This is a genomic window from Ruegeria sp. AB6, from assembly GCF_056542685.1.
On sequence record NZ_JBQGAD010000005.1, the window covers coordinates 115,779 to 139,341 of the forward strand.

Annotated in this window: 19 protein-coding genes; 9 read left to right on the top strand and 10 right to left on the bottom strand. The window is 56.6% G+C overall.

Annotation, left to right across the window (positions count from 1 at the left end):
• Window positions 1-136 precede the first annotated feature (136 nt).
• Entirely contained in the window at window positions 137-718 is a 582-nt protein-coding gene (locus ACR0DB_RS12290; protein WP_170773595.1) for a VOC family protein, read from the top strand.
• Window positions 719-861: 143 nt separating this feature from the next.
• On the opposite strand, the gene ACR0DB_RS12295 is transcribed toward ACR0DB_RS12290, so the two are convergent.
• Together ACR0DB_RS12295 and ACR0DB_RS12300 are read right to left on the bottom strand one after the other, a co-directional pair.
• Window positions 862-2,337 (bottom strand): NAD-dependent succinate-semialdehyde dehydrogenase, encoded by a 1,476-nt coding sequence (locus ACR0DB_RS12295; RefSeq protein ID WP_237215846.1) that lies wholly within the window; start codon window positions 2,335-2,337, stop codon window positions 862-864.
• Between the two features lie 2 nt (window positions 2,338-2,339).
• Window positions 2,340-3,617: a 4-aminobutyrate--2-oxoglutarate transaminase gene (locus ACR0DB_RS12300; RefSeq protein WP_170773259.1), complete on the bottom strand. Its 1,278-nt coding sequence runs from the start codon at window positions 3,615-3,617 to the stop codon at window positions 2,340-2,342.
• Window positions 3,618-3,766: 149 nt separating this feature from the next.
• Here ACR0DB_RS12300 and ACR0DB_RS12305 point away from each other — a divergent pair, with 149 nt between their 5' ends.
• The 7 genes from ACR0DB_RS12305 (at window position 3,767) to ACR0DB_RS12335 (ending at window position 11,721) form a co-directional block, all read left to right on the top strand.
• Window positions 3,767-4,333: a cupin domain-containing protein gene (locus ACR0DB_RS12305; protein ID WP_480551202.1), complete on the top strand. Its 567-nt coding sequence runs from the start codon at window positions 3,767-3,769 to the stop codon at window positions 4,331-4,333.
• Between the two features lie 138 nt (window positions 4,334-4,471).
• Window positions 4,472-4,993 (top strand): VOC family protein, encoded by a 522-nt coding sequence (locus tag ACR0DB_RS12310; protein WP_480551204.1) that lies wholly within the window; start codon window positions 4,472-4,474, stop codon window positions 4,991-4,993.
• Between the two features lie 69 nt (window positions 4,994-5,062).
• Window positions 5,063-5,401: a hypothetical protein gene (locus ACR0DB_RS12315; RefSeq protein WP_480551206.1), complete on the top strand. Its 339-nt coding sequence runs from the start codon at window positions 5,063-5,065 to the stop codon at window positions 5,399-5,401.
• A 110-nt stretch (window positions 5,402-5,511) separates the two neighbouring features.
• Window positions 5,512-6,480: a carbon-nitrogen hydrolase family protein gene (locus ACR0DB_RS12320; RefSeq protein WP_170773267.1), complete on the top strand. Its 969-nt coding sequence runs from the start codon at window positions 5,512-5,514 to the stop codon at window positions 6,478-6,480.
• Between the two features lie 44 nt (window positions 6,481-6,524).
• The gene (locus tag ACR0DB_RS12325) at window positions 6,525-9,257 is read left to right on the top strand and encodes an aminotransferase class I/II-fold pyridoxal phosphate-dependent enzyme (RefSeq protein ID WP_480551208.1); all 2,733 of its coding nucleotides are present in this window, start codon (window positions 6,525-6,527) and stop codon (window positions 9,255-9,257) included.
• Between the two features lie 17 nt (window positions 9,258-9,274).
• Window positions 9,275-10,723: a biotin carboxylase gene (locus ACR0DB_RS12330; protein ID WP_480551210.1), complete on the top strand. Its 1,449-nt coding sequence runs from the start codon at window positions 9,275-9,277 to the stop codon at window positions 10,721-10,723.
• An 8-nt stretch (window positions 10,724-10,731) separates the two neighbouring features.
• Complete coding sequence (locus ACR0DB_RS12335; protein WP_480551212.1) at window positions 10,732-11,721, top strand: C45 family autoproteolytic acyltransferase/hydolase; 990 nt, start codon at window positions 10,732-10,734, stop codon at window positions 11,719-11,721.
• 98 nt (window positions 11,722-11,819) lie between these two features.
• Here the strand turns inward: ACR0DB_RS12335 and ACR0DB_RS12340 are convergent, their stop codons facing one another.
• From ACR0DB_RS12340 to ACR0DB_RS12370, 7 genes are all read right to left on the bottom strand, one after another.
• Window positions 11,820-13,454 carry an HAD-IA family hydrolase gene (locus ACR0DB_RS12340; RefSeq protein ID WP_480551214.1) on the bottom strand — a complete coding sequence of 545 codons (1,635 nt, stop codon included), beginning with the start codon at window positions 13,452-13,454 and terminating at the stop codon, window positions 11,820-11,822.
• 519 nt (window positions 13,455-13,973) lie between these two features.
• Window positions 13,974-14,948 (bottom strand): class I SAM-dependent methyltransferase, encoded by a 975-nt coding sequence (locus tag ACR0DB_RS12345; RefSeq protein ID WP_170785728.1) that lies wholly within the window; start codon window positions 14,946-14,948, stop codon window positions 13,974-13,976.
• A 109-nt stretch (window positions 14,949-15,057) separates the two neighbouring features.
• A complete protein-coding gene (gene rfbC, locus ACR0DB_RS12350) occupies window positions 15,058-15,615 on the bottom strand; it encodes a dTDP-4-dehydrorhamnose 3,5-epimerase (RefSeq protein ID WP_480551217.1) in 558 nt (185 codons plus the stop codon).
• Complete coding sequence (locus tag ACR0DB_RS12355) at window positions 15,616-16,671, bottom strand: NAD-dependent epimerase/dehydratase family protein (protein ID WP_170773282.1); 1,056 nt, start codon at window positions 16,669-16,671, stop codon at window positions 15,616-15,618. It abuts the gene before it with no gap.
• Between the two features lie 6 nt (window positions 16,672-16,677).
• Window positions 16,678-17,448, bottom strand: a complete 771-nt coding sequence (gene rfbF, locus ACR0DB_RS12360; RefSeq protein WP_170773284.1) for a glucose-1-phosphate cytidylyltransferase — start codon at window positions 17,446-17,448, stop codon at window positions 16,678-16,680.
• 118 nt (window positions 17,449-17,566) lie between these two features.
• On the bottom strand, window positions 17,567-19,078 hold the full coding sequence (locus ACR0DB_RS12365) for a glycosyltransferase family protein (protein WP_480551220.1): 1,512 nt from the start codon (window positions 19,076-19,078) through the stop codon (window positions 17,567-17,569).
• Window positions 19,079-19,999 carry an NAD-dependent epimerase/dehydratase family protein gene (locus tag ACR0DB_RS12370; protein WP_480551222.1) on the bottom strand — a complete coding sequence of 307 codons (921 nt, stop codon included), beginning with the start codon at window positions 19,997-19,999 and terminating at the stop codon, window positions 19,079-19,081.
• A gap of 472 nt (window positions 20,000-20,471) precedes the next feature.
• Between ACR0DB_RS12370 and ACR0DB_RS12375 the strand changes: the two genes are divergently transcribed.
• On the top strand, window positions 20,472-21,521 hold the full coding sequence (locus ACR0DB_RS12375) for an FkbM family methyltransferase (RefSeq protein WP_480551224.1): 1,050 nt from the start codon (window positions 20,472-20,474) through the stop codon (window positions 21,519-21,521).
• Here ACR0DB_RS12375 and ACR0DB_RS12380 read toward each other — a convergent pair.
• Window positions 21,518-23,551, bottom strand: coding sequence for a bifunctional aldolase/short-chain dehydrogenase (locus tag ACR0DB_RS12380; RefSeq protein WP_480551226.1), 2,034 nt, complete (start codon window positions 23,549-23,551; stop codon window positions 21,518-21,520). The two genes, ACR0DB_RS12375 and ACR0DB_RS12380, sit on opposite strands and share 4 nt — an antisense overlap.
• Window positions 23,552-23,563: the final 12 nt, after the last annotated feature.

The window sequence follows — 23,563 nt, forward strand, 5'->3', positions numbered from 1 at the left end:
TGTGGGGCGCAAAATTGTTGCACTGGCAAAGCTTATGAACCTTGGGCCCGCACCTGTGATGCCGCAGAAATCAAACCCGACAGGTCAGGCCTGAGTGTACAAACCCCGGAGTCGCAAAATGTCAAAGTCCAATCAGATTAAGAAAATTCAAACGCAGGGTGTGCACCACATCACGATCAACGGAGCGGACCGACAGACGTCGATTGATTTCTGGGAAGGGGTTCTGGGAATGCCGTTCATTTTTGATCAGCCGAATCTCGACAATCCTAACGAGGGGCATCTGTATTTTGACCCCGGCGATGGGCGCCTCATCACAATTTTTACCAATGAAGACCGGAAACCGGATGCGACCCCTGTACCAGAGGCCATCGGGTCTTTGCATCATCTCGCTTTCAACGTCAGCCAAGCCACATTCTGGCAAGTGGCAGCGCGTTTGGATGCGCGGGGCGTTGATAACACGGGTCCCGTCGATCGGGGCTTCATGGATTCGATCTATTTCCGCGATCCGCTGGGGCTCCGGCTTGAAATTGCAAGCTATAGGTTCGAACCGCCCGAAGGCTGTCGCCATGCCGATGTACTGCTAAAAGCGCATAAACTTCGCGTCGCGCGGGGGGATCATCACATCAACCGGGAACATCTGGCAGATGCAATCGAAATGCTGGTTGAACAGAGTCAAAATTCGCTGTCGGCGGATCGCTCTGTGCGCAAGGGATACTGAAGATCTTTGGCCTTTCGCACTAAAGAGTGAGGCGGTGATCCGGTAGGGTTCTGAAGCCGCCAGAATTGGAAAGAAAAGACCGGGTTTGCGTTGAAGCCCGGTCTTTTCTTTGGTGCCGCGGGGTCAGATCCTGCCCGATAAGGTCAGGAAATCTCTCCCATGCAGAGGTATTTGATCTCGAGGAAATCCTCGGTCCCGTATTTCGAGCCTTCGCGGCCCAGACCGGATTGTTTGACACCGCCGAAGGGCGCGACCTCGGTCGAGATCAGACCGGTGTTGATGCCCACCATGCCCGATTCCAGCCCTTCGGCCACGCGCCAGACGCGCGCCAGATCACGGCTGTAGAAATACGAGGCCAGACCGAATTCGCTGTCGTTGGCCATGGCGACGACGTCGTCTTCGTCCTCGAACTTGAACAGGGGCGCGACAGGGCCGAAGGTTTCATCCTTTGCGACCACCATGTCGCGGGTCACACCGGTCAGAACGGTGGGTTCAAAGAACGTGCCGCCAAGGTCCGAGCGTTTGCCGCCCAGCGTGACCGTTGCGCCCTTGGACACCGCGTCCGAGATATGTTCCTCGACCTTGGCGACGGCCGCGTCATTGATCAGCGGGCCGGTGGTGACACCGTCACCGAAACCGTCGCCCACGTTCAGGGCTTTGGTCTTCTCGGCCAGCTTGGCGGCGAATTCGTCATAGACGCCCGCCTGCACATAGATGCGGTTGGCGCAGACGCAGGTTTGGCCGTTGTTGCGGAATTTGGCGATCATTGCACCATCCACGGCAGCGTCCACGTCGGCGTCGTCGAACACGATGAACGGCGCGTTGCCACCCAGTTCGAGGCTCATCTTTTTGATCGTGCCTGCCGCCTGACGCATCAGGATCTGGCCAACACGGGTCGACCCGGTGAAGGTGATCTTGGCCACCTTGTCATTGGTGCACATCTCATTGCCCACGCCCGAGCTGTCAGTGCCGGGGATGACGTTGAACACACCTGCCGGGATGCCCGCACGTTCGCCCAGAACAGCCATCGCCAGCGCAGACAGAGGCGTCAGCGTTGCCGGACGGGCCACAAAGGTACAGCCTACAGCCAGTGCCGGACCAACCTTGCGGGCAATCATAGCGTTGGGAAAGTTCCACGGGGTGATCGAACCGACCACGCCCACAGGCTGTTTCAGAACGACAATGCGTTTGTCACGCTGATGGCCGGGGATGACGTCGCCGTAGACCCGCTTGGCCTCTTCCGAGAACCACTCGATGAAAGACGCCCCGTACAGGATCTCGCCCCGCGCTTCGGCCCAGGGTTTGCCCATCTCGGCGGTCAGGATCGTAGCTAGATCGTCGGCGTTTTCCACCATCAGATCGAACCATTTGCGCAGGATTGCGGCGCGCTCCTTGCCGGTTTGCGCGGCCCATTCTTTCTTTGCCGCATAGGCCGCGTCCACGGTTCGCGCGGTGCCTTCGATGCTGACATCGGTCACATTGGCGATCAGATCGCCGGTTGCAGGGTTGTAAACGGGAAAGGTCGCTTCACCCTCAACCCATGTGCCGTTGATATAGGCGCGGGTTTCCAGAAGGCTGGGATCTTTCAGCTCCAGCTTGGTCACTTTGGTATCCAGCATGTTCAGGCTCCTTTGGCAGCGTCGACCGAGGCTTCGAGGATATCCATCGCCTCGGCGAAGATCTCATCCTGCACCGTCAGCGGTGCGAGGAAGCGGATTACGTTCCCATATACGCCACATGTCAGCAGGATCAATCCGCGCTTAAGCGCCTCGGCCCGCACGGCGTTGGCCATCTCGGGGTTTGGTGCGCTACCGTCGGTGGTGTTGAACTCGGTCGCGATCATGAAACCGGGGCCACGAATGTCGACGATCTCGGGTGTACGGGCGCGGATCGATTCCAGACGTTGTTTCAGACGCGAGCCCAGCTCGTTTGCGCGGGCGCACAGGTCCTCTTCTTCGATCACGTCCATCACCGCATGGGCGGCGGCGATGCCCAGCGGGTTGCCGCCATAGGTGCCGCCCAGACCGCCGGGTTGCGCCGCATCCATCAGGTCGGCGCGACCCGTGACCGCGGCCAACGGCAGACCGCCCGCCAGACCTTTGGCCATGGTGGTGATGTCGGCGGCCACGTCATAGGCTTCCATCGCGAACAAATTGCCGGTGCGGGCAAAACCCGTCTGCACTTCGTCTGCGATCATAACGATGCCGTGTTCGTCGCACAGGGCGCGCAAGCCGCGCATTAGCTCGGCCGGGGCGGGGTAAAAGCCACCTTCACCCTGAACCGGCTCGATGATGATGGCAGCAACGCGGCCCGGGTCCAGATCGGCCTTGAACAGTTTGGTCAGCGCGCCCAGCGAATCCTCGGTCGAGGTGCCGTGCAGCTCAACCGGGAAAGGGACGTGATAGGTGTCGGGCATCATCGCGCCGAAGCCGGCCTTGTACGGCTGCACCTTGCCGGTCAGCGACATGCCCATGAAGGTGCGGCCATGGAAGCCGCCACCAAAGGCGATCACGGCGGGGCGGCCGGTGGCTGCACGGGCGATTTTGACGGCGTTCTCCACCGCTTCGGCACCGGTGGTCACAAAGACGGTCTTCTTGGTGAAATCACCCGGCACCTTTTCGTTCAGACGCTCGGCCAGACGGATGTAGTTTTCGTAAGGCAGAACCTGATGGCAGGTATGAGTAAAGTTCGCGGCCTGCGTCGTGACCGCCTCCATCACCTTGGGGTGGCAATGCCCGGTATTCACAACGGCTATGCCTGCGGCGAAATCGATGTAACGCTTGCCTTCGACGTCCCAAACCTCGGAGTTCGCAGCGCGGTCCACATAGACCTGCGTCTGCATTCCCACGCCTTGCGCGATCGATGTGTTGCGGCGTTCAGCAATCTGAGCATTCAGCATATTGCGTCCTTTCGGGTTGTCGGGCGCGCGCCCGTAAATCTGATCGCGTGACTTTAGTAGCCACAGGTTTGAGCGAAAGCCTGTTTCTTGCCAACCATAAGCCCTTGATTTACGGTCCCTGCACCCTTCAAGTGATGCGGATAGTGAACATGAAGAACGCCAAACAGGATGATCTGACCCTTGGATTGCGCCTGCGCGCCCTGCGTGAACGCGCGGGTCTGTCACAGCGGGCGTTGGCCAAAAAGTCGGATGTGCCGAACTCGACCATCTCGTTGATCGAGTCGGGCAAGATGAACCCCTCGGTCGGAGCGTTGCGGCGGATTTTGCAGGGTATTCCGATCGGCATGTCCGACTTTTTCTCGTTCGAGATCGAGGCCGAGCAGACCGTGTTCTATGCAGCAGAAGACCTGACCGAGATCGGCAAGGGCGGGCTGTCGCTGCGGCAGGTGGGATCGAACTTGCACGGGCGCGCGATGATGATCTTGCAGGAAACCTATGATCTGGGCGCGGATACCGGCCGTGTGATGTATGGCCACGAGGCCGAAGAGGGCGGCGTGGTGGTCTCGGGCCGGGTCGAGGTTACGGTGGGCGATCAACGCAAGGTGCTAGGGCCCGGGGACGCCTATTATTTCGACAGCCGCACCCCGCACCGGTTCCGTCAGGTTGGACCGGAAAAATGTCGGATCGTCAGCGCCTGTACCCCGCCGACTTTCTGACCGTCATCGCGGATGTATCCGCACTATGAACCATAGTGTTGCAATGAGTGACCAGTTGATCCACAGTATGATTCATACTGCGGGATTTTCCCGCATGTCTCATCGGGCGCTCCCCCGCCCAATTCGGAGATTTGAGATATGAAAAAGAAGCCTGCCACTCTACCGCGCGGCTATCGCACCTGTACGGCATCGCTGGCTGTTGCGGACGTGCCTGCGGCGCTGGCCTTTTACGAAAAAGCCTTTGACGCCAAGATTCAGGCCTTTGATGCGGATGAGGCCCCCGGCTTTGCCGCCATCAAGATTGGCAACTCGATGCTGTTCGTCACTGCGGGCTGGGGCGCTCATGCACCGACTGTTCCCGGCACCGTTACCCCGGTGGGCCACCACATGTATGTCGAAGACGCGGATGCCGCGCTGGAGACCGCTTTGGAAAACGGCGCAACCCTGATGGTCGAGGCAATCGACACCTATTGGGGCGAACGTTGCGCCACGGTTGCCGACCCGTTTGGTCATATCTGGACACTGGCGACGCGGATCGAAAATCTGAAATCCGAAGATATCAGCGAGCGCCGCAGGGCCCTGTTCCGCGCCATTCCGGATCAGGATGCTGAAGCTGTGGTCGAGACCACTGAGCCGGCAAACCAGACCGTGGCCGCGTGATCCGTCATATGCTGATCTACAGACGGATCGTGGGGCACCGGAATGTGTGTGTTCTTTAACAGGCAAATCATGAACGACGCTCCCTTTCCAACTTTCACGATCCGCCAGAACGACTTGGCCATCCTCGCCGCTGAAAACAGGATCGGAGACTATCCGGTCGCTGTGCGCACCGCGCGCGAGGTTGTTAGCGGCGGCTTTGCCAATCACTCGGCGCATCCCAACACCTGGACGGTCTATTTTCTGGTCGATGGTCAGTGGGCGCTGGTGGAATCCACGCGCGGTCTGCGGCGGGAATGGTCCAGTCTGGACCGGTTGGAGAAATGGCTGCGTAGTTGCGGGTTCAGGTTCTTTTGGGTGCGCAACGATATCGACTTTGTGGAATCCCCCGGCGAGGAGGAGGCCGACTAAATCACCCCCTTGCGGATCGTGGGCTTGCACCAATCCGTGCTTTCATGTTCCGATGAAGAACGCCGGACCACTTCGGCGGTCGCAATCGGCAAGAAGAAGAGACAAACAAGATGACCCCTTTTGCGATAACCGGAATTCAGATGCATGTGGGCGCGTTGCAGTCGAATGTAGATGCGATGCTGCACCGGATCGACATTATGATGGCGCGGTTTCCCTGGACCCAGATGGCGCTGTTCAGCGAGTTGGCCCCCTATGGTCCGCTCGACCGGTTTGCCCAGCCTTTTCCCAATGACGATCTGTCGCGTTTTCAGGACGCTGCGCGTCGCTATGGAATTTGGCTGATCCCCGGCTCGATGTTCGAAAAGCGCGAGGACGGGCGGATTTTCAACACCTCGGTGGTGATCAACCCCGAGGGTGAGATCGTTTCGAAATACTCGAAGATGTTCCCGTTCAAACCCTACGAACAGAGCATTTCATCCGGCACGGAATTCTGCATTTTTGACGTCCCGGATGTGGGTCGGTTCGGGCTTTCGATCTGCTATGACATCTGGTTCCCCGAAACCACTCGCCACCTGACCAGCCAGGGGGTCGAGGTTCTGCTGCATCCGGTGCTGACCGGCACCACTGACCGTGAGGCCGAATTGTCGATTGCAAAGGCCACCGCGGCGCAGTTCCAGTGTTACGTGTTCGACGTGAACGGTCTGGCCGCTGGTGGAGTAGGGCGGTCGCTGGTGGTTGATCCCTCGGCTACGGTGCTTCACCAGTCGGCGGGGCAAGAGGACATCTTCCCCATCGAGATCGATCTGGACCAGGTCCGCCGCCAGCGCGAGGTCGGGCTGAAAGGTCTGGGTCAGGTCCTCAAAAGCTTCCGCGACCGCGAGGCGGATTTCCCGGTTTATGACCGGGCCAGCGGAGCAGATGCCTATTTGCACACGCTGGGGCCGCTGCGCATCCCGCAAAAGGGCGATGTTGCCGGTGTTGCCGCTTCCGACCCCAGAACAGCGCTGGGATACAACGAAGATACCTCGACCAAGCCCGATAATCTTTATCTCTACAAAGGGCGCTCAGGCACAGACTGATACCAGCGCAGCTTTTCGGGAATTGCAGAAAGGACATTGATCTCATGCACGGCTTATCCGACAGCGAAAAGCTCCACACCATCTCGGACTATTACAGCGCCTCGCAATTGCGGGCGGACAGGTGGAGCGCGCTGCGGGAAACAGCCGAATCTCTGGATCAAAACGCCGGTGATTCTGATCGGGACACGGCGCGCCGTCTGCTTCAGGCACTGGCCCCTATCGAGGTTTATTTCGCGTTTCCTGGCGCGTCGGCCTTTGACTATTTGCGCAGGTTGCTGGACCACGGCAATTTCGGCGATTTCTCGACCGCCGTGCGCCGGGTCTCGCGCGCGCTGACATCGGGGGCGTATCGGCGTCGCTCGATCCCTCTGATCGCGGATGAGACCGAGGGCGACGAGTTCGAGGATGAAGCGGCTCAAAGCCACGAAGCCCGTGCGCTGGGGCGACCCTATTTCGAGGTAATGATCGTCGACAATGTCAACGAACATCAGGAACGGTTCCTGCAATCCAGCCTGCAAAGGATGCGCCGCAGCGAAGACCCGTTCATTTATGAGACCGTCGTGGTGCCCAGCGTCGAGGATGCGCTGATTGGCGTTCTGTTCAACCAGAATGTGCAGGCCGTGATCGTTCGTCCGGGTCTGAGCCTGAAGTCCAAGAACGAAACCAACGTGTTGGGGCGCTATATCAGCCTGTACGGCGAAGGCGCAGATCTTGATGCGCTGTCCCCTTCGGAATACGGGCCGGAAACCTGTCGCCGGATTGGAATGCTGCGCCCTGAGCTGGATGCCTATCTAATCACCGACCGTTCGGCCGAGGATATCGCCGGGCTTGATCTGGGCCTGTGTCGACGGGTGTTCTATAATCAGGAAGATTTTCTGGAACTGCATCTGAACATCCTGCGCGGGGTGCAGCGGCGGTTCAAAACCCCGTTCTTCACCGCGCTGAAAGAATATTCCAAGCAACCCACCGGCGTTTTCCACGCCATGCCGATCAGCCGCGGCAAGTCGATCAGCCGTAGCCATTGGATTCAGGATATGGGGGCGTTCTACGGGTCGAACATATTTATGGCCGAAACCTCGGCCACATCGGGCGGGCTGGATTCTCTGCTGGAGCCACGCGGCCCCATCAAGGAAGCGCAAGAGGCCGCCGCCCGTGCGTTCGGATCAAAACAGACCTTCTTTGCTACCAACGGTACCTCGACCTGCAACAAGATCGTGGTGCAGGCGCTGGTGCGCCCTGGCGATATCGTTCTGGTCGACCGTGACTGCCACAAATCGCACCATTACGGCATGGTGCTGGCGGGGGCGAGCGTAGTCTATATGGACAGCTACCCTCTGCACGACTACTCGATGTACGGTGCGGTGCCGATCCGCGAGATCAAGCACAAGCTGCTGGCCCTGAAAGCCGAGGGCAAGCTGGATCAGGTGCGCATGGTGCTGCTGACCAACTGCACCTTTGATGGCATCGTCTACAACGTTCAGCGGGTGATGCAGGAATGTCTGGCGATCAAGAAAGACCTTGTGTTTCTGTGGGATGAAGCCTGGTTCGGTTATGCCCGTTTCGCACCCAACACGCGCGTGCGAACGGCGATGCGCTCGGCCAATATCCTGCGTGAACAGTTCCGCTCCGCAGACCATTCCGAAGCCTATGCAGCCCAACAGGTCGAGCTGGAGGGCGCGGATGATGAGACCCTGCTGAACACCCGTCTGATCGCCCCGCCGGACGCACGGGTGCGTGTCTATGCCACGCAATCCACACACAAGACGCTGACCGCGCTGAGGCAGGGCTCGATGATCCACGTCAACGACCAACAGTTCAAAGGCGCTGTGGAAGAAGCGTTTCACGAAGCCTACATGACGCACACCTCGACCTCGCCCAACTATCAGATCATCGCTTCGTTGGATGTTGGCCGCAGGCAGGTCGAGATCGAAGGTTATGAGTTCGTCCAGCGTCAGGTCGAAAGCGCCATGGCGATCCGCCGGGCGGTCACGACGCATCCGCTGCTGAAGAAATACTTCAAACTGGTCACTGCAGGCGACATGATCCCCGAGGAGTACCGCGAAAGCGGTATGACCAGCTATTTCGATCCCGATCAGGGCTGGGCGGACGTTTGGGATTGCTGGGCGAAGGATGAATTTGTTCTGGATGCCACGCGGATTACGCTGCATGTGGGCGCAACGGGCTGGGACGGTGATACGTTCAAGACCAAGATCCTGATGGACAAATACGGCATCCAGATCAACAAGACCTCGCGCAATACCGTGCTGTTCATGACCAATATCGGCACCACGCGCAGCTCGGTCGCCTATCTGATCGAGGTGCTGGTCGAGATCGCCAAGGAGCTGGACGATCTGATGGACGACGCGTCCAAGATGGAAAAGCGCGCCTTTGACAAGCGAGTCCGCAACCTGAGCGAACACGTCCCGCCACTGCCCGACTTCAGCCGCTTCCATGATGCGTTCCGCTGTGTTGAAGGCACCGAGGCGGGCGATATCCGCACCGCGTTCTTCCTGTCCTATGACGAGGACAATTGTGACTACGTGGAACCCGATCTTGACATGCTGGACCGGCTGGAGGCGGGCGAGGAAATGGTCTCGGCCACCTTCGTGATCCCGTACCCGCCGGGCTTTCCTATTCTGGTACCGGGGCAGGTGATCAGCCCGGAAATTCTCAAATTCATGCAGGAACTGGACGTGTCGGAGATCCACGGTTTCCGCGCCGATCTGGGCCTGCGCATTTTTACCGAAGACGCTTTGAAATCAGTCAAGAAAACATAAGGGACTGGGAGGACCATATGCCTAAGAAGGTGCTGAAGAACATCTCGGAAATCCGCCGGTATTTCCACACCAACAAGGACCCGATCTATTTTGTGTCGGCGACCAATTTCAACTTGTTGGGGTTGGATGAGTGGGTGATGAACTTCACCTATATCTGCTACATGGATTGTTTTGACGGGCGGCATCCGAACGTGTTCGTGCCTTCTGAGATGCCGCATGACGAATTCCAGTCGATCGAAGACATCAACAACTATCTGCTACAGCACAAAGAGGTCATCGACCTGGTCAAGCGGCGCGGTGGCAAGCCCAAGTTCGTGTTTCTGATGTTCGATGAGACGACCGAGAAACTGGTCAAGGAACTGGGCGGTCAGCTGTGGTTCCCCAAAGCCAAGCTGCGCACCAAATGCGACAACAAGATCGAAACGGTCCGCATCGGCAACAAGGCGGGTGTGCCGTCGGTGCCCAATACGCTGAGCGTGGTCAAAAGCTATGATCACCTGAAGAAAATTTGCGACAAAGCCGGGTTGGGGCATGATCTGGTGCTACAATCGGCCTTTGGCGACAGCGGCCACACCACTTTCTTCATCAAATCCGAGGCGGATTTCAACAAACACAAGGATGAGATCGTCGGCGAGGGCGAGATCAAGATCATGAAGCGGATCGATTGTCGCGGTGCGGCGATCGAGGCCTGCGCGACGTCCGAAGGCACTATTGTGGGCCCGCTGATGACCGAGCTTGTGGGCTTCAACGAACTCACCCCCTATCGCGGCGGTTGGTGCGGGAACGAGATATTCTCGACTGCCTTCCCACCCAAGGCGCGCGAACAGGCGCGGCAGCTGACCTACCAGTTTGGCGAGGAATTACGCAAATCCGGTTATCGCGGCTATTTCGAACTAGATTTCCTGATCGACAAGAAAACCGATGAGCTATGGCTGGGCGAGCTGAACCCGCGTATCACTGGGGCCAGTTCGATGACCAACCATGCGGCTTTTGCCCATGCCGACGCGCCGCTGTTCCTGTTCCACCTGCTGGAATTTTCGAAGAAGCCCTTCGAGTTGGATGTCGAGGAACTGAACGCCCGTTGGGCCGACCCTGACATGATCGACAGCTGGTCGCAGATGGTGATCAAGCATACCGATGACAGCGTCGACCGCATCACGCAGGCCCCCCAATCGGGCATCTACAAGATGCTTGAAGATGGCCGTGTGGTGTTTGACCGCTTCGACTATCACCGCCGCGCAGTGGGAGAGAATGAGGCGTTCTTCCTGCGCATCTCGAATGTCGGCGACTACCGCTATGAAGGGGCCGATCTGGGCATTCTGGTGACGCGGGGACGGTCAATGACCAAGGGGTTCAAGCTGACGGACAAGTCGAAAAAGTGGATTCACGGCATTACGTCGGCCTACGCCGCCGAACCGCTGCCAGCCGCGCAGCCGATGGAAGATCCTGCGTTCAAAATCATGTAGAAAGCCTCATGGCGCTTGTTTTTCGCTCAATCGACGAGGAACAGCCCGGTCCCAAGCTGGCCGGGCTGTTTGCCGAATACTGGCCCGCCTACCATAAATGGTGGGTGCAAGAGGGGTATTCGGCGCGGCCCACCTATCGCGAATGCTTGCGCGCGTTGCAAACGCACATGCCCGAGATCCTGCCGCTATATGAAGAGGTGGTTGAACTGGTGGGCGGCAGCGACAGTCAGGCGCGGTTTCTCAGCTTTTATTGCCCGCCCAAATATCTGTCGGGGTGTAGCCAGGCGATCTGGCGTGGCAAGACACCCATTTTGGTGCGCAACTACGACTACCATCCCAAAACCTTTGACGCGGCATTGTTGAAAACCCGCTGGGGCGGTCGCGGCGTGATCGGGATGAGCGATGGCATTCTCGGTCTGCTGGATGGCATCAACGATACCGGCCTTACGGTCTCATTGACCTTTGGCGGTCGGCGCGAGGTGGGCGACGGCTTCGGCGTGCCGCTGATCCTGCGCTATGTGTTGCAGACCTGTGAGACCACGGCACAGGCGGTAAATGCGCTCTGTCGCATTCCCTGCCACATGAGCTACAACGTCACCGTTCTGGACGCGAAATACAATCACAGCACGGTTTATCTTGCCCCTGACCGGCACCCGCAAATCTCGGACGTGCCGGTGGCGACAAACCATCAGGGGCAGGTTGAGTGGTCCAAACATGCGCGATTCACTGCAACGGTCGAGCGGGAACGGTTTCTACTGAACCGCCTGAGCCAAAACCCCGAAAGCGAAAAGCGTTTCATCGACGCGTTCCTGCGCCCGCCGCTTTATTCCACCGCCTTCAAATCCGGGTTCGGGACGCTTTATACAGCCGTCTACCGGCCCGTGAATAAACAGCTGCAACTTCTGTGGCCAGGCGCTGCATGGGACGTGTCTTTTGACCAGTTCGCGGAAGATGATCTGACCTTGTTGCTGCCCGATGCGGCTGAAGTGGTGTTTTGACGTCAGGTTTGCGGGCCGTATCCTCAGGGAAGACACTGTGTGTTTCGACATTAAGTGCCAGTAATGCCCGGGCTAGATTCGCGTTCTGGCTCGATCCGTTACAATCGGATGCGCTTCCTTTTCCGGAACTGCAATTTCACCCAGGCGAATGCGATCGGGTTTAGCTGAGCAACGTAGCCAGCCCTCCACCGGCTGCCTTTCGCATTTCGGTAATGAGATTTGCGTTCGCCAACGCGGGTCAGGCTTTCTCCGGTGGTATCGCCCACACCTGAAAATATGCGGACCTTGTTGAAGCGGGCGGCATCGTGGCGGTGCGGTTTGCTTAGAAACTGTCGAAGATCCTTTTCGTCCCTTGGATTGGCATATTTGGCAAGCACGTCGATGGGTATGGCCGAAGTGACCGACTTGATGGCACGCAGCGCGCCATCCTGAATCTTTTTGGCGCGTTGGAGGTTTTCAGCTTCTGCTGTACTGACGTCAGACGTCTTCCAAGCGATTTCGCCCTGCGGTTTTTCCTGTAGACCCAGAACGCTGCCATGATCGGCAGAAAAGAAGAATTCTACGATATCGCGGAAGTCTTCGACCCAAGGGTACATGAACAGAGGAAGGCCATTGGAGGCGGCGAAACTTTCGTACTCCAGCCCATTTCGGCGCAGAATAGAGGCAGCCTGAGCGCTCGTGCCAAAATAAAGACCCAGAACATGTGCGTCCTTGCCGATAATCTCATCAATAGACCGCTGTAAACTGCCGCGCCACCCGACGTCGAAGATGGCTGTATGTGTGCCTTCAGGGAATACCGAGCGGTAGTAGTTGGACAGGACCTCCTTTTCATGCGCGAAAGATTGATAGAAAGCGTCAGGGTTTTCACGCAACAGATTCAGGATGGTGCGGCGGCGCTCTTTTGTCAGTTCGTCCGTGCCAGATAGGCCAGCGTCTGCAAATAGAGATTTCAACAGCGGGCCTGCGGAAATCTTCCCGAGAAACGCGTCCAGCGTTTGCGATCCTTCAAGCGTGGCATGCAACATTCCCGCGATTGTATCAGGGTCTAACTCGGTAAAAGGAAGGGTCAACAAACGCCGGGAAGCAGCAACATATTGAGTTTCATATCCTCGCGGCCAAAGCAGATCGAAAACAGCTTTTGGAAACATCCCATCCCGTGCCAGAAACGCGAGCCGCGAAATGCCCTGTTTGTCCATTTCCCGCTTTATCCAAATCAACAGCGATGTAATGAGCGGAGCAATCATCAAGGCGCCAAACGCTTCAAGATACTGGTCGTCGGACAGTTTTCGAAAGTCGACATTTTCCGAGTCGTAGTGATGTGTTTCCAAGTAGTTGGCGGTGAAAATCTGCGAGATCGGCTGCGTTCCATTCAGCAGACTAGTGTGTCGCCGAGGTTTTGGAGATCGCGTTGGCAGGTCTTTGCTGGCCAGTAGCACATGCGATATGAACCCTGCCTGCGTCGCCATTTTCCCGTCTGCATGGCGGTTGTCACCAATGTGGAGGATCTGGTTGCGGGGTACATCAAAATGCGCTGCGACGTCGTCAAACAGGCTGCCCGTGTGCTTGGTCTTACCCTGTTCACCGGAGACGAAGACGCGCTCCCATCCGGTTATACCCTTTTGCGTCAGGAGATCTTCCAACTCGTCTTTCGGCAGGTACATGTCCGAGGTGATCACCCAGCGCGACTTACTGTCCTGAATACGAGTCAGAAATTTTCTGCCCAGGCTGGTCACATGCAATAGATCGCGTTCAGTCCGAAGTTCCAGCTGTTTGATCTTGTCAGCCCGATCTTTTGTGCAATTTGTCAGTTGCGCGAAACAGGCATAGATCTGATCCAGTGTCACGTCTTCGATCCGCTGTGCGGAAGCATCCTCTCGCGCCATTGCCTCGGCGCCAGTGCGATAGTCTTTGAAATGTTGGGTAGCTAGGAGGACCTCAGGATGATCCGCTATGAATTCGAACAGATCAACAGGAGACTTGCAGTGGCGGAACAGAAGCGTGTCGAAAATATCGACCGATAGAAAATCAAAGGAATCGACGCGTTCGAGCAGTTGATCGCTTGGAGCCAAGTTGTTCATACCTGTTATTTAAGTTCGAGCCCTGTTGAAGGTGGCAACCAATTGAAACCGGGATCTGACCACCGCATTTTATCGCGGAAATGCGCCGGCCTTCAATGTATCGGTCCGCTCAGGCGCCGAGCCCAAGTGGTTTTTCCGCAGGCTCGTACGTTAGTTGAACCTGCGGGAATTATCTTATTTTGGACGACAGACCACTGCATCATGCACATGCCCGAAGCCTTTAGGAATAATCTCGACGACTTCCACGAATTTTGACCAGTGGTTTTGAATGTACTGGGGTGTATGGCCAATATCGCGATAATATTCCGGGTCGGTTACGTCTGCGATGTCTGGGTTCGGGTCGGGTGCGTCTACGATGCCTTGCAACATGTAGTGTTCGACCGCGTAGGGGTTTTTCGACCACTCGGCGGTCGACACGCTATACGGGCCGTGAACAGACAGAACCATCAAGCCACGGGTTATGCGCGACAATTCTTGGAGCCAGTGATTTTGGTCAGGTTCTGCAAGATGGGTCAGCACACTATGAGAGTAGACCAGATCGAATTGATCGTCATCGTAAGGAGTTGCGCTGTATGGATCGAGCACTGTGTAGTCCCCGAACGGCATGTTCTCCTTGCAATAGGCAATATTGACAGGGTCAACGTCAGCGCCAAACAAGTTTGGTTTCAATATGTCGGGGATATGTCTGGCGATGCGTCCGCAACCGACGCCCCAATCAAGTGTAACGGTGTCCTTGGTTAGCGGCAGTCCCATAACCTCGCTGATGTTCATGACAACGGTCATGTCTTCTATGCCGCCTGAAATAAACGACTTATTCAGCGCATCCGGTTCAGATCCATCTGTGCCCACGACACAGGGATTATACTTACCCTGTATCCTGCCAATATTGTCGCGCGACGGTATGGGGGTTTCGTAGTCAGGAGCAATGTCGACATTGGGTGTCCGAGCCAGCGGCCATGTAGCAGCAACCGCGCTCCAGTTCCCTACGATCGCCTTGTGTAGATTCAATGCAAGTTCCGCAGGTTGCGCTGGATAAAGCGAACCGTCACCTGTCAGCGCCTGTTTTAGCTCGCTAACTTGTGCGATCAATTCGTCAACGCTGCGCTTGATGTGTTTGTTTCGAATCCGCGATTTCATAGGGTTTTTCATCTTACGGTGCCTTCCGTGTGCTCTACCGGCTATGCCACAACATTCTGAGTATCAAAATCGGGTAACTTCCGAAGCTGACCTGCAGAAATCCTGGGCCAGTTTCCGCAAATTACTCAGTTTCTTTTACTGCATGGGTCGATCTGTCCAGATCGTTCCACGTTTGGTCTTTCTGCGAAACTTCCTGAGCTGCCATAGGCCAATTGATGCCGATCGCCGGATCATCCCAACGCAGACCACGCTCACTTTCCGGCGCGTATGCCGCGCTGACCGGATAGATGATTTCCGTGTCATCAGTAAGGCTCATGAAGCCGTGGGCAAAGCCTTTCGGCACATACATCATCTTGCGATTCTCAGCGGTAAGTTCAGCGCCGAACCATTGACCGAACGTCTTTGACCCATCCCGAAGATCGACGATGACATCGAAGATCGCACCTTTTACGCAGCGCATCAGCTTGACCTCGGCGTGGGGGGGAAGTTGATAATGCATACCCCGCACTGTGCCCTTCGACATGGTCAATGAATTGTTGATCTGCACGAACTTTCCGACAAGGCCATGTGCTTTGAACTCGTCCTCGCAGAACATTCGGGCAAAGAAGCCGCGGTCATCGCCGCGTTTTTCCAGCTCTATCAGATAAGCCCCTTCAAGCGGGGTCGGGGTGAACAGCATTTACAGCGACCCCCAGCGAAGATCACGCGACAAACGTCCGCTGTCGATATGCGCACGCAGTGCGTTCAGTCGGATGAAAGACGAACTGCGGAAATCAGTGTCGCCAAAGCCGAAATGTTCCAGCCCTGCGCGCAGACGTTCGATGGATTGCTCGAGCGTCACTTGCGGGATGGACTCGGGGGCCAGCGATTTGAACAGCGCGAAGTCAACCTGGTACGAGCGTTTGTCGGGCGGCGCGTCGGTATTGATCTCGACCACGGTGCCGGGGAATTGTGCTTTGACCTTTTCGGCCAGCTCAGAGATACGCACATTGCTTTCGTCACGTCCGGCATTCACGGCCAGGAATTTACCGCCATTCGACGTTTCGCGCAGAGCTGCCCATTCAATGGCGCGAGCCATGTCCTCGACATCGATCAAGGGCCGCCACGGCGTTCCGTCGCTGAGAACGACGATCTTGTTGGTAGCCATGGCGCAGGCCACGAAGTCGTTCAGCACTAGATCCAGACGCAGCCTGTCGGACATGCCGCAGGCAGTTGCGAACCGCAAAGAGGTCAGGGTCATGTCGCCCAGATCGGCCTCTTGCAGGTCAAGCTCGGTGCCTATTTTGGATCGGGCATAGGCGGTTTGCGGGGCGGTAGCGTCGGTTTCCTTGCGCGGGCCGCCCTCGGCCGCGCCGTACATGGAACAGGAGGAGGCAAAGACGAAATTCGATACGCCACATTCGGCGGCAAGCTTGGCCAGCCGAACGCTTGCGGCGCGGTTGATGTCATGGGTGACTGTTTCGAATTCTTTGCCCATGGGGTCGTTGGAAACGGCGGCCAGATGGACCACCGCGTCGCAGCCCGCAAGATGGTCAGCGGTGATGTCGCGTGTGTCGCCATAGTGCTGTGTGTCATACACGATTTCGGGCAGGAAATCGGACCCGGTCAGCGAATGCGAGAAAAAGCCCGCGTCATACCCGACCAGATGCAGGTCCGCGTGTCGCTGTTTCAGAAAACGCCCCAGAACGGGGCCGACATAACCTGTGTTTCCGGTCACTAGGATTTTCTTAGACATGCTACGTCACCACACTTTCCATTTTGCTTCGTTGTTGGACCAAAGACGGTTCAAATGCTCCTTGTCCCGCAGGGTATCCATGGGTTGCCAGAAACCATGGTGGTACCAAGCCCGCAACTGATCGTCATTTGCAAGGTTTTCCAGAGGTTCGCGCTCCCAAACCGTGAAGTCATCGTCGATATAGTCCACGATTTTCGGAGAAACGATGAAATATCCGCCATTGATCCAGCCGCCGTCGCCAACCGGCTTTTCCTGAAACCCGAGCACCTTCTCGTCTTGAAGGTCCAGTGCGCCAAAACGCCCCGGAGGCTGAACGGCGGTGACGGTAGCCAGTTTTCCGTGTTGTTTATGGAATTCGATGGCAGCAGTGATGTTAACGTCAGCGACGCCGTCCCCATAGGTGATGCACACGGCCTCGTCATCTTTGAAATACCGCGAAGCCCGCTTGATCCGGCCGCCAATCTGAGAGTTTTCGCCGGTTTCAACCAGTGTAACGGTCCAAGGCTCGGCTCGCATTTCATGGACGGTCATGCTGTTTTGTTTGATGTCAAAAGTGACGTCGGCATTGTGCAAGAAATAGTTTTGGAAATACTCTTTGATAAAGTAGCCCTTATATCCCAGGCAAATAACGAAATCATTGATGCCATGGTGGGAATAGGTTTTCATGATATGCCACAAGATCGGTTTGCCGCCTATTTCAACCATCGGCTTGGGGCGCAATCCGGTTTCTTCTGCAAGGCGCGTACCGAACCCGCCGGCAAGAATAACAGCCTTCATTTTTCTATCTTTCAGTTCCTGGGTGTTTGGATTTATTGAACGCAAATAATTTCTTCGAGTATTTATTGTGGTTTACGCTTCCCAAATGCTGCTGCCCTTTGCAACAAGTATTCCATTCCTACTTTTGTTGCGTTGGCGCGTCCTTTTGATTGACGGCCGAGTTCAGGCGATCCAGAGCGTCGGCAATTTCCTTTTGCTGCATATCTATCTTCGAAAGCTGGTCGACAGCCACCGCCTGCCGCTCGATCAGATAACTTTGTCCCGCTAACATGTGTCTCATCCGCATTCGGTTGCGTTTCCGGCTCTGGGTGAGGCGTCTCCAAGTTCTGACAAACCAATTTTTATGCCGTTCCTGAGCATGGTGAAGCGCAGGTGTTGCTGAAAAATCTGGCTGATCGGCAATGCTTGCATCCCACAAGACATGGTCTTTTTCAGGGCGCGCGGGTAAACGCTCGAGCTTTTCGATCAGGCGGCCATAGGTTTGCTGGCTATCATATTCAGCTGCAATTTCGCGCATCATGGCTGATTTTTCGCTGACAAGCTCCGGGCGATCCGTAATTTGCCGGAATATGGTTTTATACGATTTCGTATCTTTGGGTTTGCAAACGAACAACGCGTCGGGATGCCTGGTCGAAAAATCATCCCCGGACGTGTTGATCACTGGAATGCCGAAATACATGTAGTCCAGAAAGCGCATTCTGTAGCTTTGCCACGCCTCGAGCGTGTCCTGGCTGACATTGATCCCAACATCGGCGATGCTCAGATAGTCTTGGACATGTTTACCGCCCTCGTCCCAGTCTTCAAACAGGACAAGGTGTTTACCCAGCTTATCCCGGTACTTGTCCAGAATGGCACGGAATTGCGCGACGTATTCGTCGTGATCGCGGTTAAAAGGCTGCACAATTCCCATCATGTAGAGCCGCAGCCTATGAGACGGGTTTTCGACAGTAAATTCGCAGAACGCCTGGAAAAAAGTGTTGAAGTCTGTCCATTTCCAAATGCCGCCGGAATTCAGAACCATGATGTCATCGGGTTCTAGTCCCAGTTTCTGCCGCAGTTTCTGCCGATCAGGGGCCTGTCGCTTGACCTCATCCACGATCCCTTGGGGTGCGACCAGGATACGATCTTCGTAAGGAAACCGCGCCAGCAGGTGCAGCAAGGAAAACAGCACCTGCTTCATACGGATATTTTGGGTGACGTAATAGTCCACATGATAGCGGGCCGCGGTAATCACCCGCCGCAAGTAGTCGTGCGTAAACAAGCCGGGATCTTCAACCCAATGCAAAGCGGGCATAATGGCGATGATCTTGGCATTGGGAAATGTCGGCTTGATGTTGAGAGCGTCGGGAAAAACGCTCACGACAAAATCGACGTCCTTGTTGTTAATATCTGCGGTTTCGCACACATAGTTGGGGTAGGCGCTGACTACCTTCACGCGGAATTTCGGGTCCGTAGGTTCCTGCGCTGAGGCCAAGAATACAGTGTGACCGCGTCTGAGCGCTTCATGCACAAATTGAAACAGGTTCTTGTCGTGGCTGTAGTTCAAGGCAAGCGGTTTGCCGTTTTCCAGCTTAGGAAACTGGATGTTGTCCAGCAGCGCGAGAGTTGTGAACGTGTGTTTTTGCGACATTTACTTTGCCAGTCTCAATGCGTTGCGTTTTGATTCCCACACTCTTTCAAGACCTTTACGAAGACTTACGCGAGGGGACCACCCCGGAACGCGCGCCAATTTGCGGTTGGGCTCCATTATTTCATTCGGACGATACGGGCGCTCACCCCATTGGATGGGGGGTGCTGCCTCCGCGATCTCGCCGATCAATGCTTCGAGATCGCGAAGCGAGTGATGCTCGCCTGAAGACACACCATAGACTTCCAATTGGTCCAGCGGGTCGCCTGCCGCGCGCTCGGTCGCGGCGACAATCGCAGCCGCCGCGTCTTCGACGTAGACGAGGTCCATTTTCTGAAACCCCGGCGACATTTTCAGGGGCTCTTGCGCGACGACCGCGTTAAAAACAAGATCGACGACTTTGTTGCGCCAATCTGATGGGCCGTAGTTGTCAAACATTCTAAGGGAAATGACATTCAGCCCGTTCTTTGCGAAAGGAACCAGAATATCTTCGGCGGCCTGCTTTGTCGCTGCGTAATAGTTGAACGGGTCATAGATGTTTTCTGGCGACGAAGTTTGCCAGCTTGTGCCGCATACCACCATGCCCTTCGCCCCGCAGCGCGCCGCGCTCTGGGCCAGAAGCGACGGCAATAGCGTGTTGACCTCGAGCATCGCGCGTATGCCCTCTTCGTCTTCCTTGGCCCGAGAAACGGCCGCGATATGCACGATTACATCAGGCGAAAAGGCTTCGACCTGCGCGCAAATATCCTTCAGTTCTGGTTTCAGGATCAGTGTCTCAACGGTCGCGGAGCCATCTGCGAGAAGGTCGTCAACAGAGGTAGATGATGCCCGTTGCAAGCTGCCTATGTGAAAAGGTTTCTCCGCCAATTGGCGTAAGACTGCTTGCCCCAGAAAACCGGTTCCACCCGTCACCAATACTCTCATCCTGAGCCTCATTCCGCATTCGTCGGGTAGGTCACTCGCACACTAAAGTGACATTTACCAGACACTAGCACATTGGATTTGAACAGGGGCAAATGCAGTGGAGCGGGACAAGCGGAAAATCGCCAGTTTCGAATGGGTTATTTGAGGGGTCATTGCTTGTGTTTATGTCGATTGACTTCTAGCGTGCCGGCTGACTTAACCGCACACAACAGCTATTTTGGGCCGTAAGCTTTTTTGGCCTCCGACGCCTCACTAAGGATCGCATTTGATGGAAGTATTTTCGACAAGCCCAGATTATATGACCTTCGAGGTCAGGGATAGAACAGCGCGGTTCGTCCGGGTTTCTCAAAATCAGGATATGCACTTCCATGCCGCATTTCTCCGCCTTGACCAGGTTCTTGACCTGTCAGGAGGAAAACAGTGGGTTGAAGTGTCGTTCTCATGGTTTGGGCGCCATGATCAAAGCGGCGACATGCCGCCTGTTTTCGAAGCTTATTTGGAGCACGGCGCCCCCGAAAATCGAAATTTCAACGCGGTTTCTCACCCGCGGTTACTGGATCATGCTTGGGGCCGCGAGACCTTGGTTTTCGAGCTGGATGGGTCCGAAGTGGATCCGTTCATTGGCCTTCGGTTCAGCGACCCGCGTATAACCCTGATGACGTTCAAAGCGTTAAATTTAACGGTGCAATCCAGTCCTCAGGCACCGACGCCGCAGCAGTTGCAAACGCAGTATGCTCCGTTTGTAAAAGACGGCTGGTTTCCTGATCCCTTCATGCAGGCGCTGCATGAAGTTGTCCGGCTATATTATACGCCGGTGCTTGAACGCGGCGGTGACGCTATCGACATCGGGGCAAACAAAGGGTTTCACACCCATGCCATGCGCAATGCCTTTCGCCGACCGGACCAGAAGCTGATTGCAGTCGAACCGCACCCGACGCTGCATCGCGCGTTGCAGCAAGGTTTTGCGGGCGACCCGCAGGTCGACATTACCAATGTGCTTATAGGGTCTCGGGCGGCCAGCGATGTCAGTTTTACCTATTCCGAAACTCATCACGAGCTTGGCTCCGCGCGCCCAAATTACATTGAAGAGTTCTTCCCTGATATCGAGGATGATTTTGAAACCATCCGTATGGATATGCTGAACGTTGATGTGCTGGTCGATCAGTTCGACCTGACACCTGGTTTCATCAAAATCGACGTGGAAGGGTTCGAGCTTGAGGTCCTGCACGGTGCTCACAAAACGTTCGAAAACTTCCGACCCGTTGTGGCGTTTGAGTTCAATGTCGCGAGTTCACCCAATAACAGCTATCTGCTGGCCGATATGTTTGACCATTTCGACTACGTGATTTTTGATTGCTTTGGCAACCGGCTGGGGGCCACGACCTGGTGCAATCCCAGTATCGCCCCGATTGACCGCGTCGCCATTCCCGCTGAACAGGCCGAGGCCGTGATGGCTGCAGTACAGGGGCCTTTGGACCAGCATTGGCGAGAGTGGCAGCAGGCGCAGAAATCACCCGGCTAACGCAATTCGGCCTCAGTGTTGCCGCCATCGACGGTAAGGACGTGGCCGGTTGTACGCTTGGACAGTGCAAGGGTCACGAAACCGTCGGCGACGTGGTGAGCCTGAACTTCGCGGCCCAGAAGATTTCCGCCCATATAGGTGTCTTCGCTGACACCACGGGCGGCGGCGCGTTCCTTGATGAAATCGTCCGTTAACAGGCCCGAGCGGATGCGGTCGGCATTCACCCCGTTAACGCGAATGCCCGCACCGGCCAGTTCCAAAGTCAACTGGCGCATCAGGAACATGGTGGCCGCTTTCGGTGTGCCATAGGCCCCGAAATTCTTGCCGGGATTGACCGCCTGTTTTGAGATGTTGAACAGGATCTGCCCGCCGCGTCCCTGCGCCTGTATCACGCGGGCGGCGGCGGTGGCAAAATTCTTGTGGGCAAAGAAATTCAATTCGAATGCCTGCCGGAAGGCCGCATCGTCCAGATCCAGCAAAGCCCCCGACCTTGCTGTGCCTGCGTTTGAGATCAGGATGTCCAACCCACCAAAGGCTAGGATCGCGGCGTCCATCGCCCGCTGAGCCGCGCCGTCCGAAGTGATGTCTTCGGCATGGGGGACGTGCCATCGCCCAAGCTGGTCCAGCGCCTGATCCAACGCCTGCGGGTCCTTGTCGATCAGCACCAGGTTGGCCCCCTTGGCGGCAAAGGCTTTGGCCGTGGCCACCCCGATCGCGCCCGCACCGCCCGTGATCATAACGACTTTGCCCTGAAACGGCGATGGCGTTCCCTTGCCCAGCTTGGCCTGTTCCAGCGACCAATACTCGCAGTCGAACATGTCCTTTTCGCTGATTGGATAGAACCCGCCCGCATCTTCGCCAACGGCGCGCACGCGGATATTTTGCTCGGCCAGATCGGCCGCTGCTGCTGCTGCCTTGGCGTTTCCGCCCATGCCGACGATGCCGATCCCTTCGATCCAGGCATGTTTGGGATCAGGGGTCAGCAGGGTTTTGGGTTCCTTGGCGTGCGGAGCCTGACGGTTGAAATAGGCGCGATACTCGTCGGCAAAACCTTCGACCTTGGCTTTGATGGTCTCGCGGTTGGCTAGATCGGCGCGGCGCAGCACCAGCGGGCGGCCCTTGGTGCGGATCACGTGATCGGGTGATGCCATCCCACGTGTGGCCAGCGCGTCGATATCGGGGCGGGCCATGAAGGTATGGGTATGATCGCCGTTGCGCAGATCAAAGATGGGCATCGCGTCGTCGCGCTCGGCATTCACCTCGGCGATGACACCGCGCAGCATAGGCAGAACCTGTAAACCCTCAGCTGGACGGCGTTCGCCGATAGGGGTGACGCCCGTCAGGCCCAGATAGGCGGCGACCTCATTGGTGTGGCTGACGATCTTGTCATAGCTTTCCTGCGCCGTGTCACCGAAGGCAAAATGCCCGTGTTGCAGCAGCAATAGGCCCTCGACCGCGGGGTTCGCGTCGTAGACATCAGCGGCCGCCTTGGCCAGATCGAAGCCGGGCATGATATAGGGCACAATGCCCAGACGATCGCCGAAGATCTCTCGGCAGATCTCGGCCGCGTTGGGCAGATCAGCCAGGATCAGGAACGGAGTCGCATGGGTGTGGTCGACATATTTATGAGGCAGAAACGCATGCAGCAGCGTTTCGACCGACGGGTTGGGCGAGGTCGAATCCAGTAAGTTCGAGCGTTGGTAGTTGACCATGTCTTCGTCGGACAGGGTTTCAAGTTGCCGGGCCTTCAGCAAAGGATCAAGCCAGACCCCTGGCAGACCCGGTGCCTCGATCGTGTCCAGATCCCAGCCCGAACCTTTGACATGCAGCACCTGACGCTGGTCGCCGAACAGATCAGGACGCTCCAGTTTAACCGAAGTATTGCCGCCACCATGCATCAACAGGTCGGGGTTCTGGCCGATTAGGCGCGAGGTATAGACACGCTCCGCCAGTTCCTGATCGGCAGGGTCATCGCCCGCCGCCGCGCGCCATTTCTGTGCTTTTGCCGCGTCGTACCAGTTTTCAATCATCGGTGTTCTTTC